The sequence below is a fragment of the Paenibacillus sp. CMAA1364 genome, assembly GCF_054373195.1.
In genome coordinates this window covers 1-14,815 of record NZ_JBITNB010000032.1, presented here as the reverse complement: position 1 = coordinate 14,815, position 14,815 = coordinate 1, and the positions used below count along the sequence as shown (strand labels likewise).

The window sequence follows — 14,815 nt, the reverse complement described above, 5'->3', positions numbered from 1 at the left end:
GTTCTCTCTTGCTCATACCATTACTTAGGTTGTTTATTGTACCATTCTGTGAATTGCTTCTGCATTTCTGCTACATACTTGTCAAGACCAGCATCTTTTAAAGCTTTTAAAGCAGCTGGGAAGGTCTTATCATAATCATATAATCCATATTCAATAGGTACAATCTTTTCTGTATACACCGCTTGAATCTTAGCTACTTCTGCTTGTACAGGTCTCGCATCAAACGAGAATCCAATCGTTTTAGCTTGGATTGATCCTTCATCATTCTTTTTATACTTTTCAATGAATTCATCAGGCACATCAGCTAAGAATCTACCATACTCCAAGTTGAAAATCTGCCATTCATCAAAGAATGAATCAGATACTAGCTTTTTCACTTTTCCATTCTCAGTAAGCTCATAATCCTTATCTAGAATTCCGTAAGCAAGCAAATCATAAGCTTCTTGGCTACCGAACATCCAATCGAAGAGTTGTAAATAACGATCAACATCTTTTTCTCCACCAATAGAGATGGTATACGCTACATTTTCTCTTGCAGAAGACATAAACGGCTGTTCACCAATTTGATAATTTGTTAATTTTCCAGTAGGAACTTTAGATACTAAATTTGGAAGTTGCTCCATTGGATAAGCAGATGTTCCGCGATTTAGCAATGCTTTACCAGCATTCCAATCCGCCATACCTAGTTGTGGGTTTGTAATTACAGAGTCGTCGATATACCCCTTCTTCTTCCAATCTGCCATTAACTTCGATGTTTTCTCGAATAACTCAGACTCGTAGAAGCTGTATACTTTATCGTCATCTGTGGATGAATCTACATAAGTGTAAGTCCATGCAGGTGAGTTACCTTCTATTGCTGTAAACAACTGATCTGGCATTAATGCAGCTCTAAACATCTTCTTCACATGAGATGCCTCTGGAATAATAGTGTAATCAGGATGCTTTTCTTTAACTAGCTTAAACGCTTGTTCAACATCTTCCATTGTCTTTAGCTCCGTAATTCCTACTTCTTCAAGAAGATCTTGTCTTACTGTAAGCGTTTGGAAATCGCCAGCATATGGTTTGTTACCAAACGGTAATGAATAAATCTTGCCATCTAGCTTTTTAGATTCCCAAGCATCTGGACGGGCAATAGCTTTAAAATTGGGTGCGTGTTTATCTAGGCTTTCTTGTGGGATTTCAGCTAAGAATCCTTTATTCACTTTCTCTCCTAGACCACCTGTTCCTCCATAGGTTGCAAAGTTCTCACCAGAAGCGAACATTAAATCAACTTGTTGATCGCTACCCCATGGTAGAAATTTAAAGGATAGATCAATATTTAACTCTTTCAATACCTTTTCGTGTAACTCTTTTTCCAAAAATTCAGTTCTTCTCGGTGTCAAATCCCCAAAATTTACAAGGGTTAATTTGACTACCTCTTGTGGTTTCTCTGTATCTTTCGAAGCTTCAGGTGTATTAGTCGATTCTGTATTCTTTGCAGGTTCATTCTTACTTCCTGTATTACTTGAACAACCAGTGAACACTACAACCATACATAGTGCAACTAACATTAACATGGATAATCTTCTTTTCAACATTAATCTAGACCTCCCAAATAGTATGAAATCATTAAGTGTAATGAATATCCACCCTAGGTGCGGATATATTATAAATCCTATTGCCTTCTAATCAAGTTCGCTTTGGCCTAAGGAACTCTAAGAATAAATGGCAAAGGTATCATAATCAATCTTATTGTTGCTATTGGGAATATTATCCCTTTACAGCGCCAATCGTAATTCCTTTAACGAAGAATCTTTGAGCAAACGGATATACCAGAATTACGGGACCGATAGTTATACATGTTAATGCCATTCTTGCTGTCATTGTAGGAACAATAACCTGACTCATACCTTGTGTATAAGCATCTGTGGCTCCTCCACCACTCGTAAGATAAGCAATATTTGACATCATATTATAAAGTAGCAATTGCACGGGATATAAATTTCGGTCGGTAATCAACATTAATGATAGGAAGAAGTCATTCCAATAACTAAGCGCATAGAACAATGCAATCGTAACTATACCCACCTGCGCCAATGGAATCATAATAGAGAAGTAAATTCTAAAATGACCTGCCCCATCAATCTTTGCTGATTCCGAGAGTTCCTTAGGTATTCCTTTGAAGAAATTACGCATCAGGAACATATTGAAGACATTGATAGCGTATGGAATGAACAAAGCCCATAAATTATTATGAAGAGAATAGTATTTGGTTGTAAGAATATACCATGGCAATAGCCCTCCACTAAACACCATCGTGAACCATGCAACGAAAGAAAGTACTTTGGCATATTTAAAGTCACTGTTTGCGGCCACATATGCATAAGAGACGGTTACTGCTAACGAGAATAATGTTCCAAACACAACTGTAAATATGGTTATACCATAAGCTTTTAATAGCAAAGCACCCTTACTTGCAAACAAGAATTCATACGTATATGTCGTGATATTCCTTGGTATAAATGAGAACCCATGTAGTGCCACCTCTTGGTCATTCGACAACGATGCCGACAACACCATAATAAATGGTATCAAGCACACTAGGGAGAACAATATAATTATGATATAGCTGAACCAAATTAATAGTTTGTCATTTTTTACGATGTTCATTTTCTAGCCTCTCCCTTTCTATTTCTAAAAGAGTGCGTACTCTTCATTATATCGTTTGATAATCCAATTGGAGAACATTACAAGTATGAAACCAACTAAAGACTGATATAACTGAACAGCTGAAGCCGATTCGAATTGTCCATTTTGAATAGCTGTACGATATACAAAAGTTGTAATATTATCTGTTGTCTCAAGTAACATCGGATTTAAATTCGTAAGACCTAAGATTTGTGTAATATCTCCTGCTAAGATTCCACCGACAGATAACAAGAACAAAATAGTTATCGTAGGTATCAACAATGGAATAGTGATTTTGGTGATCTGTTGCCATTTCGATGCTCCATCTACCGTAGCCGCTTCATAATAAGAAGGATCAAATCCGGTTATTGATGCAAAATAAATGATGGAGTTAAAGCCTGCTGCTTTCCAAATACTAAAGAAGATCAGCAATGGCCACCATAACCACGGATTCGAGTACCACGCTATAGGATCTAATCCTAGTGATGTAAGTGTTCCGTTTACGATCCCTTTCTTCTCATCGAGGAATGTAATCGCAATCGTTCCTACTACAACCCATGATATAAAGTGTGGAAAGAACATTACGGACTGTGTAATTTTTTTGAACCATTTGCTTCTGATTTCATTCATCATGACCGCCATTGAAACTGCAACAACCGTAATAAGTATAATATTGAAGAAGTTCACGACAATTGTATTTCTAGTCGCTCGAATGGCATTATCCATGTTAGAGAAGAAGAATTCGAAGTTTTTAAGACCTACAAATTCACTTCCGAATAACCCACCTTGATATGTATATCTCTCAAACACAATATACAAACCTGCCATAGGAAGATAAGAAAATAACAATAAAGCAATTAGACCTGGCAAAGCTAATACATACAATGGCCAATTCTCTTTAAATGATTTACTCCATTTTTTCTTTGTTTTCATGTTGTCTCCCCTAGTGTCGTTCATCTATCTTTCGCACCTCCCATATTGATAACGTCATCATATTGTAAGTGCTTACAGGTTGTATATTGCAATTTTGCTTTTCAGTGTTAATTTTGAGTTTCGACACAGTAAAACCTAATGATATCAAGGGTCTATGACATATGCTTCTTGGGATACTAACGAGAAATATGAATATGCAACAAAATTTTTCCAACTAAAAGAAGCAAAAAAAACGTCTAGTACAGCTTCTAATCGCTGTAACCCAGACGTTAAAAAACAACTTTATAAATTCATCTAGAAGTTTAACTTTTATGCAGGAGTCGCATTTTCGAAGGAGACACACCATACTTCTTCTTGAATGACGTTGTAAAGTATGAATTACTGCTGTATCCCACTTTAGTTGAAATATCAGTAATATTCATTTCTGGATAATCCTGTAATAGTTCGTTTGCCTTCTCCATACGCAAATGATTCACATATTCTGGGAACGTGTAACCCATCGATTCATTAAACATCTTACTGAAATAAGAAGTGCTGACTTTCAACCTTTCTGCCACACTATTCACAGAAATAGAAGGATCACAATAATACTGGTTAATGTATTCTAAGGACTCCGGCAAGAAATCTTTTGTTTTCTTACTTAGGATATCCTGGATCACATCACTGGATTGATGGAACAATTCTTGGAACCATGCCTTCAGCTCGCTATATTCTTTAAATTCAGACACCTTTTTATAAATCTCAAAGAAAGTCGTTTTATTTTTTATTGTTTCTTCGACAAGTAAATCGTGAGACAATTTCATGATGGAGGAAGACATATGTGAGAAGAATCGAATAATGCTTGAATAATGATAATCTCGACTGTACGTTGCCACACGGTCTAACTCCTTACAATATTGTTCGTAATCACCACGCATTACCGCATTTACAACATCTTTAGCAGCACTATCGGGAATATCCATAGTCTCAAGCGTTCTTAAATATTCAGCATCGGCAATCCATCTCGTCCCTTCCACAATTCTGTGTCTGGTCACTTCCAATGCCTCATTGTATTTCTCTATAATCATGCTAGGTCTATTCACTATAGAGCTAATCCCAATTGAGATATCCATATTCAACATATTAAGAACAGATTGCTGTGCATTCTTGGCTGTATCCAACATAAATGCATTATCTAAAGGGATCTCAACGTGAGGGTTGCTAATGATACATAGCAATTGATCTGCCGCTACGGTAAACAAAGCGCATTGTGCACGTAAATTGATCGTCTCTGTTAATAGCGTGATCACTGAATCTATTCGAAACGATACAGCCTCAACGTTACTCATCTCACTGAAATCATCAAATTCATCTATAGTAACAACAAAAACCCCGTATGGTGTATCACGCGTCTGAATAGAACCAGTCTTCATGAAAACGATCTCTATCCATAGTGCATCTTCATTTCTATCTGAGTTCAACATTTTAACAAAAGTATGGTTATCGTTTTCCTTTTCCAATGAATGATTTCGTTCAACTATGCTAGTAAATGCATTAGATACTAGTTGAAGTTCATCTACTTGGTGAGACCCGGTCGATTCCTCTTGATATACACTTCTGATGTTTTTGATAACATGACCAAACGGTTTATACACGTAATAAGAAATAATACCCGCTACAAATAGTGAAAGCATAAACATTAACATACCAGACATAACAATAACGTTTCGCGTCTTAACCATTTCTGATAACGTATGTACACTTTCCATTTCAGAAACAATAAAATAACGGTCATTCGTAGAAGTTATGTATGAGTAAGAGACTGCTTTATTCTCACTACCTAATATGAAGGAATCATAACTTTTATTAGAATGGAGCATTGTAGTGAAATAAGAGTCACTCATAATATTCTGCTTACCCAAAGATTTATCACTATGGAGAACAACATTTCCAGCACGATCTACAATAAACATTTTTTGATTCTTATTGGTCTTCTCAGAAAAAAGCGTCTTGGAGAGCGCTTCCAAATCAACATTAATAACTGCTGCACCACCCAGACTTCCCTGAACACCCTGATGAAAGAAGAAGCTCATCGTTTTAATATCATTGCCACTATATTTGTCTCTCATGTTCCACACCATTGGACTTTCTCCAGCTCGATGGCCACTAACACGTTGAAATAATTGAAGGTTTGCATCAGAATCTGCAAACTTCTCAGAAATACTTAGAATGGTTTTGGTATTATTTAATACATAGACAGAGTTCATAATATCGCGATTGACCGATAATATATTCTGAATATGCGTCACGGCATTCTCCATTCCGCTATCCCACTCTAATTCATCTAGAAACATAACCTTACGAATATTGGGATTTTGATATAGCTCTATTGAATAGTTCTGAAAACTTTTCAAGTAACTTGTAAATACGGTGTCTGTGTTCTGCAATGCCATTCTGTTGATCTTATTGATCTCTTCAATCGATTTATTCTTCATCATATAAAACATGACTATTGAAATAATAGATACAATGATGATGGATATAAGTGAGAGCCCAATAAAAATCTGAACCAAAAAGGAATTCTTCTTAAAAGGCGCCTTTAATCGATGTATACGTTTCATAAATCTACCCTCTTATCCTCAGATGTCTTGACTATCCCAAAACCAATTCCCTAAAGGGGTTTGTTCGACAAATTCAGAGCATAACCTTCTTTTAACGCTAGGAATTAGAAAAAAACTCTTATGTGTTTGCTAATTATTGCAAACACATAAGAGTTTTACAAGACATTTAATGTTGTTAGAGTAGTTGGAACCCCTAACTATTCCCACTCAATCGTAGCTGGTGGCTTACTCGTAATATCGTACACGATACGGTTGACATTATCGACTTCGTTCACGATACGAACGGAGATCTTCTCAAGAATATCCCATGGGATACGTGCCCAATCTGCGGTCATGCCGTCGATGGAGGTAACTGCACGGATACCTACGGTATATGAATAGGTACGAGCGTCGCCCATGACGCCTACACTCTTCATGTTAGGAAGAGCCGTGAAGTATTGCCAAATTTCGCGATCTAGACCGGCTTTAGCAATTTCCTCGCGTAGAATATAATCTGAATCACGAACGATCGTAAGTTTATCTTCCGTTACTTCTCCTAGAACACGAATCGCAAGACCCGGCCCTGGGAATGGCTGACGCCATACGATTTCCTCTGGTAGGCCACATTCTTCGCCCACCTTACGAACTTCATCCTTAAATAAGGTGTTCAAAGGCTCAATCAACTTGAACTTCATATCTTCAGGAAGTCCACCCACATTATGGTGAGATTTGATTGTCTGTGCTGTAGCTGTTCCGCTCTCAACAATATCAGTATACAAGGTACCCTGTGCTAGATAAGTGAAGTCATCAAATTGACCTGATTCTTCTTCAAACACATAGATAAATTCGTTACCGATGATTTTACGTTTCTGCTCCGGATCTTCTACACCTGCAAGCTTGGACATAAATCGATCGCGCGCATCAATCTTAACCACTTTCATATCAAATTTGCCGACAAAAGTCTCCATGACACTTTCAGCTTCACCCTTACGCAGTAGACCATGATCAATAAACATACACGTTAACTGATCACCAATCGCTCTATGAATAAGTCTAGCTACTACAGAAGAATCTACGCCGCCACTAAGTGCGCATAATACTTTATCTGTACCAACAAGCTCACGAATCTCACGTACCTTTTCTTCAACGAATGATTCCATCGTCCAATCACCTGCACATTGGCACACTTCAAATAAGAAGTTCTGAATCATCTCGTTACCGTGTACAGAGTGTTGAACCTCTGGATGGAACTGTACTGCATATATGTTCTTCTCCACATTACTCATCGCAGCGATCGGTGCAGATTCCGTTCCGGCATCAAGTTGGAATCCTTCTGGAAGTTCTACAACGTGGTCACCATGGCTCATCCATACCGTCTGGTTCAATTCCAATCCTTTTAACAGCTTAGTCTCTGAATTGAATTGCAGATCAGCTTTTCCGTACTCCCGTTTGGAAGAACGCTCTACTTTTCCATTCAACTGTTGTGCCATAAGCTGCATTCCGTAACAAATACCGAAGATTGGCAGATTCAAATCATATATGGCAGGATCTACATGCGGAGCATCCTCTGCATATACGCTAGATGGACCGCCTGAGAATATGATTCCCTTTGGGGAAAGCTCTTTAATCTTCTCTATTGGTGTGTTGTATGGTAATAACTCACTATATACACCTAAGTCTCGAATACGGCGTGCAATAAGCTGGTTATATTGTCCTCCGAAATCTAGGACTACGATCATTTCACTTGGTTTATTCATTATGTGCCTCCTCAATTCAATGATGTTAATTATACGCAACGACAATTCATGCCGTCAAGAAAGGAAACCGGGTTATTTATGTAAGGAATATGCTAGCTGTGAGCATTGTTCTAAGAATGAGATGCTATATGTACGATTAGGCAATGATTCACCATACGCAATCGACTCCCACTCTTTGACAAAAGAAAGTAAATCCTCCTGCAAATCAGCATCTTTTAATGAAGTAATATATTCACTAAGCGTGATCCCACTAGGCATCGGACCTAGTCTGCGTGCTACTTCGTCCCACACGACCCAGGCTGCCTTCAACAACTGTTCCTTTGCTGGAAATGAGTCTCTCGTCATGTAACGTAAACGCCATAGATATATAGCTCTACGGTTCCTCCAAATACTTAGAAGTGTTAACATCATTAAGATCGTCACAATCAGAAAGGCTAATATACGATATCCCGCTTCGGACAACACTATACCTATCCATTGTAAATTCTTCATGAAGATGTTCATTATGTTGGAATACCACTTCACTAAGGATGGTTGAATATCATCTTTCTGCACATCATGATCCCCTACAATGTTAGGTTGTATACTCATGTCTTTCATAGAGAATCCGGGCGTTGGGTCGAACGCAATCCACCCCATCGTTGGAAAATATACTTCTACCCAAGAATGTGCATTTAACGCTTTAACGACATAGGTGTTTGGACTATCTTTTGCCAACTCACCTGGCGCATAGCCTTTTACTAATCGAGACGGGATACCTTGACTTCGAAGAAGAACAATCATGGCTGAGGAGAAGTGATTACAATAACCTGCTTTTGATGTAAACAAGAAGTGATCTACGAAATCCTGATTCGCTGGCGGTACCTTAGTATCGAGAGAATAGGCATAATCTTTTTGCAAAAATGACTGAATTTCAAGCACTTGATCATATCGGTTGTCTTTATTCAATGTGATTTGTGTTCCTAATTCTGTAATGCGCTCAGGAAATCCATCGGGCAATTGTAGATAATGCTGCGTGATTAGGTCTGGATCAGTCTCAGAAATTGTCCGTAATGATTGTACATCACTCATGGGCGGTACGACTTCAACCTGATATCCCTGAATAGATCCCGATCCGGTAGTTGCAGGATATTTCACCGTACCCAGCTTGTCATCATGTAATACATATGCTTGTTTGTCTCCGCTTGTAGTTGTGATATTTAGAATTCGTGTAACCTCTCCTCCACTAAACAAAGGGAATTCTTGTGTCATCGGTGATTGAAATCGGATCGTCTGAATCATAGGTTCTGCCTTTGGTCTTGCTGAAGGAATGTCTCTTCGTAGTTCTGCTTCCATATCAACGGCTTGGTAATTGGTCTGAGACTCTGACCACCGACGGCCATTATAATATCCTAACGATTCTCCACGCCAATAAGATGCCCTGGGTGATCGTACCGTGAACATGATTTCATCTGACATGCGTAAGGGCACACCCATATCATTGTCACTCATACCATACCCCGTTACAGCCGACTTGGGTGATACACGATTTACCGCGATACCCGTCCATTTATCTAATGATGCCTCTAGGGCTTTTATCGATAATGAATCAGCTGGCCTAACTTGGATGATCTGTCCGCCCACCCAAGCTATACTCACGGCGACTGCGGCTACAATGCCTACAGAAATGAACCAAATTACGTATCGTCCATTACGTAGCGCATATGAAGAGGATGCCTTATCACCATGTCTTGCTAGTGACAGCAACCCTGCTAGAACAATAATAAGAAATACAGATCGGACGATTTCAGCGTATACATTGATCTCAAAGAAACCCTCGAGACTCAACAAATATAATACCGTAGCACAACCAAACAACATTACTGTTCTTCTGTCAAACGCTAAGGATTGTACGGTTGAAACAAGTAGACCCCACCCCATGATTAGAATCAGGGTTCGCGTCTCAGCACTAACTGGCGTGAGGCTCCAACCCTGAACAAAGGCCATCACATCATCTTGTAGAAGAGCCCCATACGATGTAATTCCTGATAATCGACTTTCTTGTTGGAGAAAAAACATACCTGTTCCCATTGTTAGAATCAATTGCAATGGAATAGCTATCCATACGGTCAAGCGAAATGTTCCTGTAAGTAATAGCAATGCGCTCAGAATATATAATACTTGAATTAATGAAGTACTTAGCGATTGATTGGTGATCGATTGAATAGGATATAACCAACTTATAAATAGACCCATCAGAGGTAATGTTAGCAACAAGCGATAAAGAAAGGTATCGTTGTTCCCATCGCGCTGTACAGAACTATCTATTGTAACAGATTCAATCGCTAGCTTATTATATTTCGTGACGTCTATGTTCTGAATACGAATGTTCATGGCTCATTACCTCCTTACTTGAAGCGGCTTGTATCTGTCGATTCATCTCGGTTAGTCCTACATTTAACCTAAATAATCTAACTCCAATAGTAATCAGTGAGTTCGCAAGCATATCTTGTCTAACTTGATCTTCTTCTAATTCCTTATTGATGGTTAGAGACGTTAGAGGATGTAGCGAATAGACATCTATCTCAAATCCTTGATGTCGAAAGTTAGCCAGCGCTCGTGTGACATGTTGATCCAAACGCCCTGTAATCATAATAAGTTTAGTTGCACGACTTAACCTGCTGAGCGCTTCCTCTACTAAATTCACAACACTTCTTGTCCCATTCAGTTGTACTGTAGCAAGCGTTGTTAACTGAGAAGTGACTGTTCTGGCACTTGATTTGTCGTGTCTCTCGCCACATATTAATTCAACATCCATTCCTGTTGTGTTCGACTCTTGCACGATTCCCGTAGCAATAGAGACGGCCCACTCGAAGGAGTCTTTCGCAACGTCATGTCCAGCCGCTGATAAAGAATCTGGAAGAAGATAGCTATCTTCACATGGATCTAGAATAATACAACATTGATGGTCCACTTGTTCTTCAGGAAGACGGACCTGCAATCGACCCAACCGAGCAGTGCTTTTCCAATGAACGCCACTTAGTGGATCACCTTGCGTATAATCGCGAACCTCCTGTCCCCAATGGTTCATCGATCGTCGTTGCTGAAATCCTTCCATTTCTCCCATTCCGGCATCCTTACTTGTCCATCCTTCTTCTGAGGATATGGTTGTAGATAAAGGGATTACAATGATTCGCTCATCACAAGAAATGGAATAACTCTTCTTGAAAAAGCCAAATAAACCTCCCCACTCCACCTGACACTGGTGAATAGCAAAGATTCCTCTAGGAACATTCTGAAGATAATATTTATAGGTAAAGGATCGACCCCAACCAGGGAATAGTAGCTGTTGATAGCTTCCTTCAGTGAAACCATCTGTGACACTGATCCATGCAAGAGGAAGAAGAGATCTAAATTGAATGCTCACTTCCACCTCAATTTCTGAACCCACCGTAAGATGTGCTGGATGTATATGTCTACTCATCTCAATATGATGGGCACCGAATAGTTGCAATACGAGTCCACCCATAATAACCGATGCACTTAACAGAATTAGAAACATAACGGATGCTCCACCATACCAGTTGTACAATGTTACTAACGCCACCGACCACAGCACAACGATGAACCACTCCCGAATTCTATCTTTCATGATGTACTCCCTCTTCGGCTTGGACTAGGAGACATACTCGCTTTAGATAGAAGGTCCAGCACAATCTCATCGGCCATAATACCTTCTAATAGGATGTGAGGCGACACCATGATGCGATGAGAAAGCACAGCAACCGCGGTCTCTTTGACATCATCTGGCGTGACATACGTTCTTCCATTGATGTACGCTGCAGCTTGAGAGGCAACCATCCAAGATAGTGTCCCACGAGGGCTAATGCCAAGCTGGAGTTTTGGATGTCTACGGGAAGCGTCGGCAATGGATACTAGCAACTGTTTGATAGAATCATCTACGAATACCATCTTAACTTCTCGCTGCATGGCCTCCATTTCTTCAATCATCATGACAGGCCTTACCTGCTCCAGCGGATGATTCAGCTGCATACGTGATAACAATTCTAACTCTTGATTAGGATTAGGATATCCTAGACGAAGTCGTATCATAAATCGATCAAGCTGCGCTTCTGGCAAACGATATGTACCCTCAAAATGCAGTGGATTCTGAGTTGCGAATAGGAAAAACGGACGGGGTAATGCATACGTAGTTCCATCTACCGTTACTTTCTTCTCTTCCATAGCCTCTAATAAAGCTGATTGTGTTCGGGGAGACGCACGGTTAATTTCATCTGCTAATACAACATTAGACATGATAGGACCAGGTCTGAATTCGAAATGACTGCTTGTCGGATGATAGATAGACATCCCTGTAATATCTGAAGGCATGAGATCAGATGTGAACTGAATACGCCCAAAGGATCCCCCCATAGACGCAGCAAATGCTCGAACTAACATCGTCTTACCGACACCTGGTACATCCTCCAACAGAATATGACCACCACTAAGCATGGCAATAATAGCAAGCCTTATCCCAGATTCATGACCAACCATTACCTTACCTACTCTTGAGATCATACTATTTAATAACTCAGGTACAATATCTTTACGTTTCATAGATGGAATATACAATAAGATAACCTCACTTCTCACCATGGATTGATTTCCAAGAAATCTATCACTATTATTTCCATGTTAGAAGGAAGATAGACATCCTATATATTATTTCCATAGATTCAGGTTGGGACCCATATAACTTATTCTGATATTGGTTGTTGTTATTACTCGCCATTCTTCATGATCAGAACTTACAGATATCGCAGAATTCCCTGTAGCTTCAAGTAATTGTCTAAGTGGAACCCACAGTGTATCCCCTTTTATCTCAACAGGCACACTCATCGTACGTTCGACTTGTTGTGATATACGATGACTGCTAATCCATTGACCTGTGGAGGCATCAAGTTTGATAGATTCCATTCCCTTATTCATACTGACTGTCTTTCTCTTCCCATCCCATTGCACTTGTACCCCTAATTTACTCATCATTTCTCGAAGTGGAACCATAATTCTTCCTTCGGAGACTAGGTATTCCCCTTTTTGGAATTCTGTTTGTACTCGATCCATTTCTAACACTAATCGTTTATCGGAAGATAACTTATTCTGATTAGGAATTACATGAGTATCAGTCCACATCTGACTAGGCTCTGGACGACTTAGAGATTTGGCACTCTTCGTTACATTGAATTGAATTGGATCAAGTTCAGGTGACAACACATCAAATTGATATCCCCGTTCCTTATAATAAGAAATAATGCGAGGAAGTGCCTTTATCGTTTCTTCGTGTCCACCTCCATCATGCATCAACACAATGACTTGATCACTATTGACCTGCGATGTGGCTCCTTTGAAGATCTCATCCGCTTTGACGCCCCGTCGTTTCGAATCACCACTATCTACATTCCAATCAACGACTTGATATCCCCCTTGCTTCAGCAGCTTAAAGTAGGTATCATCAAAATGTCCTGCGGTTCCTCCAGGCGCCCTTACCAAGGATGGACGAATACCAGTAATACCATGGATGAGTTCTTCCGTACGTTTGATTTGACTCCAAAACAAAGGAAAATCTGTATATAATTCTTTATAGTCATGATTATAGGAGTGATTCCCTAGCACATGTTCCTCTTTCACTACTCTGTTGATTAATTCCGGATAGCGTTGAACTTGTTGTCCGAGTACAAAGAATGTGCCTTTGACATTAGATTCTAGTAAAATATCAAGGACGTCACCCGTTAATTTAGTTGGTCCATCATCAAATGTAAGATATACTGTTTTGGTTATCCGTGGCGTCTTTGCCTGTGCTTTTGTTGGTGTTGAAGCCAAAAACTTATTCATGTCAAAATGATTGGTAACTTTTATATGAAGTGGTTGATAAGGCACATGTTGCATCTGTACTAGGAAGATCATCATAACGAACACTATCATTTTAAGTGCGAAACAAAACTTGCCATTATTAGTTGTATACCTTGGTTTAATCATAAATTTAACATCCACCTTTTCTATGAAATCAATGATTCTGATAGATTATATGGTGGAGTTTATGAAAAAAGACTAGTATATTTATATAGTGTAGCAATTCAGATGGAGTGTGATCAGATATGGAGTTACTTCGATGGATTCATAGTCTCTTTGGAGAACATGGATATCTAGTGCTATTCATAGGTTTATTACTTGAGTTCATTGCGTTGCCTTTTCCTGGTGAGACCACAATGGCATACGCTGGTTTCCTTTCTTATCAAGGCACCCTTCATTTCGGTTGGCTTCTCATTCTATCTTTTTTGGGTACGACCATAGGTATAACCATTACTTATTTCATAGGGTTAAAGGCAGGCTTACCCTTCATTAATAAATGTGGGTCATGGTTATTCCTATCACCTCGTCACTTGGAAAAAACAAGAATATGGTTTAACAAATATGGTCATGGTCTTATCTTTATAGGATATTTCATCCCAGGTGTTCGTCATTTCACGGGTTACTTTGCTGGCATCAATGCTATTTGTTTTCGTAAATTTGCCCTATATGCATACAGTGGTGCACTATTATGGATTCTAATCTTCTTGGGTCTTGGTAAAATATTTGGTCCACAATGGTCTGTCGTGTTCGAACTTGTCGAAGCATATTCATTATGGTTCTTCTGTGGGTTATGCATCATCATACTTGTGATCGTCATCTATCAGATTCGCAAGAAATCGCTTGCGACTTCATCAAAGGAACGAAGCAAGAATGCAATGAAATCACCTTCTTAAATCCACTTTCAACAAAAAAAGCTGTCCAGAGGTAGATTATGATATGCTCCCATCATAGTAGACAGTAGAAAAAATAAAAACTTCTACTACTACA

At 39.2% G+C, this 14,815-nt stretch carries 10 protein-coding genes; 1 reads left to right on the top strand and 9 read right to left on the bottom strand.

What is annotated here, in order from left to right:
- Nucleotides 1-20 precede the first annotated feature (20 nt).
- The 9 genes from ACH8E3_RS15015 to ACH8E3_RS14975 all read right to left on the bottom strand — a co-directional run bounded on the left by ACH8E3_RS15015 (nucleotide 21) and on the right by ACH8E3_RS14975 (nucleotide 13,954).
- A complete protein-coding gene (locus tag ACH8E3_RS15015; protein WP_458633451.1) occupies nucleotides 21-1,577 on the bottom strand; it encodes a DUF3502 domain-containing protein in 1,557 nt (518 codons plus the stop codon).
- Between the two features lie 172 nt (nucleotides 1,578-1,749).
- Nucleotides 1,750-2,649, bottom strand: coding sequence for a carbohydrate ABC transporter permease (locus tag ACH8E3_RS15010; protein WP_458633450.1), 900 nt, complete (start codon nucleotides 2,647-2,649; stop codon nucleotides 1,750-1,752).
- Between the two features lie 24 nt (nucleotides 2,650-2,673).
- Nucleotides 2,674-3,600 (bottom strand): ABC transporter permease, encoded by a 927-nt coding sequence (locus tag ACH8E3_RS15005; RefSeq protein ID WP_458633449.1) that lies wholly within the window; start codon nucleotides 3,598-3,600, stop codon nucleotides 2,674-2,676.
- A gap of 302 nt (nucleotides 3,601-3,902) precedes the next feature.
- On the bottom strand, nucleotides 3,903-6,200 hold the full coding sequence (locus ACH8E3_RS15000; RefSeq protein ID WP_458633448.1) for a helix-turn-helix domain-containing protein: 2,298 nt from the start codon (nucleotides 6,198-6,200) through the stop codon (nucleotides 3,903-3,905).
- A gap of 197 nt (nucleotides 6,201-6,397) precedes the next feature.
- Nucleotides 6,398-7,936 carry a glutamine-hydrolyzing GMP synthase gene (gene guaA, locus ACH8E3_RS14995; RefSeq protein WP_458633447.1) on the bottom strand — a complete coding sequence of 513 codons (1,539 nt, stop codon included), beginning with the start codon at nucleotides 7,934-7,936 and terminating at the stop codon, nucleotides 6,398-6,400.
- Between the two features lie 72 nt (nucleotides 7,937-8,008).
- Nucleotides 8,009-10,309 (bottom strand): transglutaminase family protein, encoded by a 2,301-nt coding sequence (locus ACH8E3_RS14990; protein ID WP_458633446.1) that lies wholly within the window; start codon nucleotides 10,307-10,309, stop codon nucleotides 8,009-8,011.
- Nucleotides 10,269-11,567 carry a DUF58 domain-containing protein gene (locus ACH8E3_RS14985; RefSeq protein WP_458633445.1) on the bottom strand — a complete coding sequence of 433 codons (1,299 nt, stop codon included), beginning with the start codon at nucleotides 11,565-11,567 and terminating at the stop codon, nucleotides 10,269-10,271. The genes ACH8E3_RS14990 and ACH8E3_RS14985 overlap by 41 nt, the downstream gene beginning before the upstream one ends.
- Nucleotides 11,564-12,574: an AAA family ATPase gene (locus ACH8E3_RS14980; RefSeq protein ID WP_458633444.1), complete on the bottom strand. Its 1,011-nt coding sequence runs from the start codon at nucleotides 12,572-12,574 to the stop codon at nucleotides 11,564-11,566. The genes ACH8E3_RS14985 and ACH8E3_RS14980 overlap by 4 nt, the downstream gene beginning before the upstream one ends.
- 66 nt (nucleotides 12,575-12,640) lie before the next feature.
- The gene (locus ACH8E3_RS14975; protein WP_458633443.1) at nucleotides 12,641-13,954 is read right to left on the bottom strand and encodes a polysaccharide deacetylase; all 1,314 of its coding nucleotides are present in this window, start codon (nucleotides 13,952-13,954) and stop codon (nucleotides 12,641-12,643) included.
- 119 nt (nucleotides 13,955-14,073) lie between these two features.
- Here ACH8E3_RS14975 and ACH8E3_RS14970 point away from each other — a divergent pair, with 119 nt between their 5' ends.
- Complete coding sequence (locus ACH8E3_RS14970; protein ID WP_458633442.1) at nucleotides 14,074-14,721, top strand: DedA family protein; 648 nt, start codon at nucleotides 14,074-14,076, stop codon at nucleotides 14,719-14,721.
- Nucleotides 14,722-14,815 lie beyond the last annotated feature (94 nt).

What these genes read in the sequence shown, in the direction of transcription:
- ACH8E3_RS15015 (WP_458633451.1), bottom strand. Translation starts at nt 1,577, where the DNA reads ATGTTGAAAAGAAGATTATCCATGTTAATGTTAGTTGCACTATGTATG.
- ACH8E3_RS15010 (WP_458633450.1), bottom strand. Translation starts at nt 2,649, where the DNA reads ATGAACATCGTAAAAAATGACAAACTATTAATTTGGTTCAGCTATATC.
- ACH8E3_RS15005 (WP_458633449.1), bottom strand. Translation starts at nt 3,600, where the DNA reads ATGAAAACAAAGAAAAAATGGAGTAAATCATTTAAAGAGAATTGGCCA.
- ACH8E3_RS15000 (WP_458633448.1), bottom strand. Translation starts at nt 6,200, where the DNA reads ATGAAACGTATACATCGATTAAAGGCGCCTTTTAAGAAGAATTCCTTT.
- guaA (WP_458633447.1), bottom strand. Translation starts at nt 7,936, where the DNA reads ATGAATAAACCAAGTGAAATGATCGTAGTCCTAGATTTCGGAGGACAA.
- ACH8E3_RS14990 (WP_458633446.1), bottom strand. Translation starts at nt 10,309, where the DNA reads ATGAACATTCGTATTCAGAACATAGACGTCACGAAATATAATAAGCTA.
- ACH8E3_RS14985 (WP_458633445.1), bottom strand. Translation starts at nt 11,567, where the DNA reads ATGAAAGATAGAATTCGGGAGTGGTTCATCGTTGTGCTGTGGTCGGTG.
- ACH8E3_RS14980 (WP_458633444.1), bottom strand. Translation starts at nt 12,574, where the DNA reads ATGGTGAGAAGTGAGGTTATCTTATTGTATATTCCATCTATGAAACGT.
- ACH8E3_RS14975 (WP_458633443.1), bottom strand. Translation starts at nt 13,954, where the DNA reads ATGATTAAACCAAGGTATACAACTAATAATGGCAAGTTTTGTTTCGCA.
- ACH8E3_RS14970 (WP_458633442.1), top strand. Translation starts at nt 14,074, where the DNA reads ATGGAGTTACTTCGATGGATTCATAGTCTCTTTGGAGAACATGGATAT.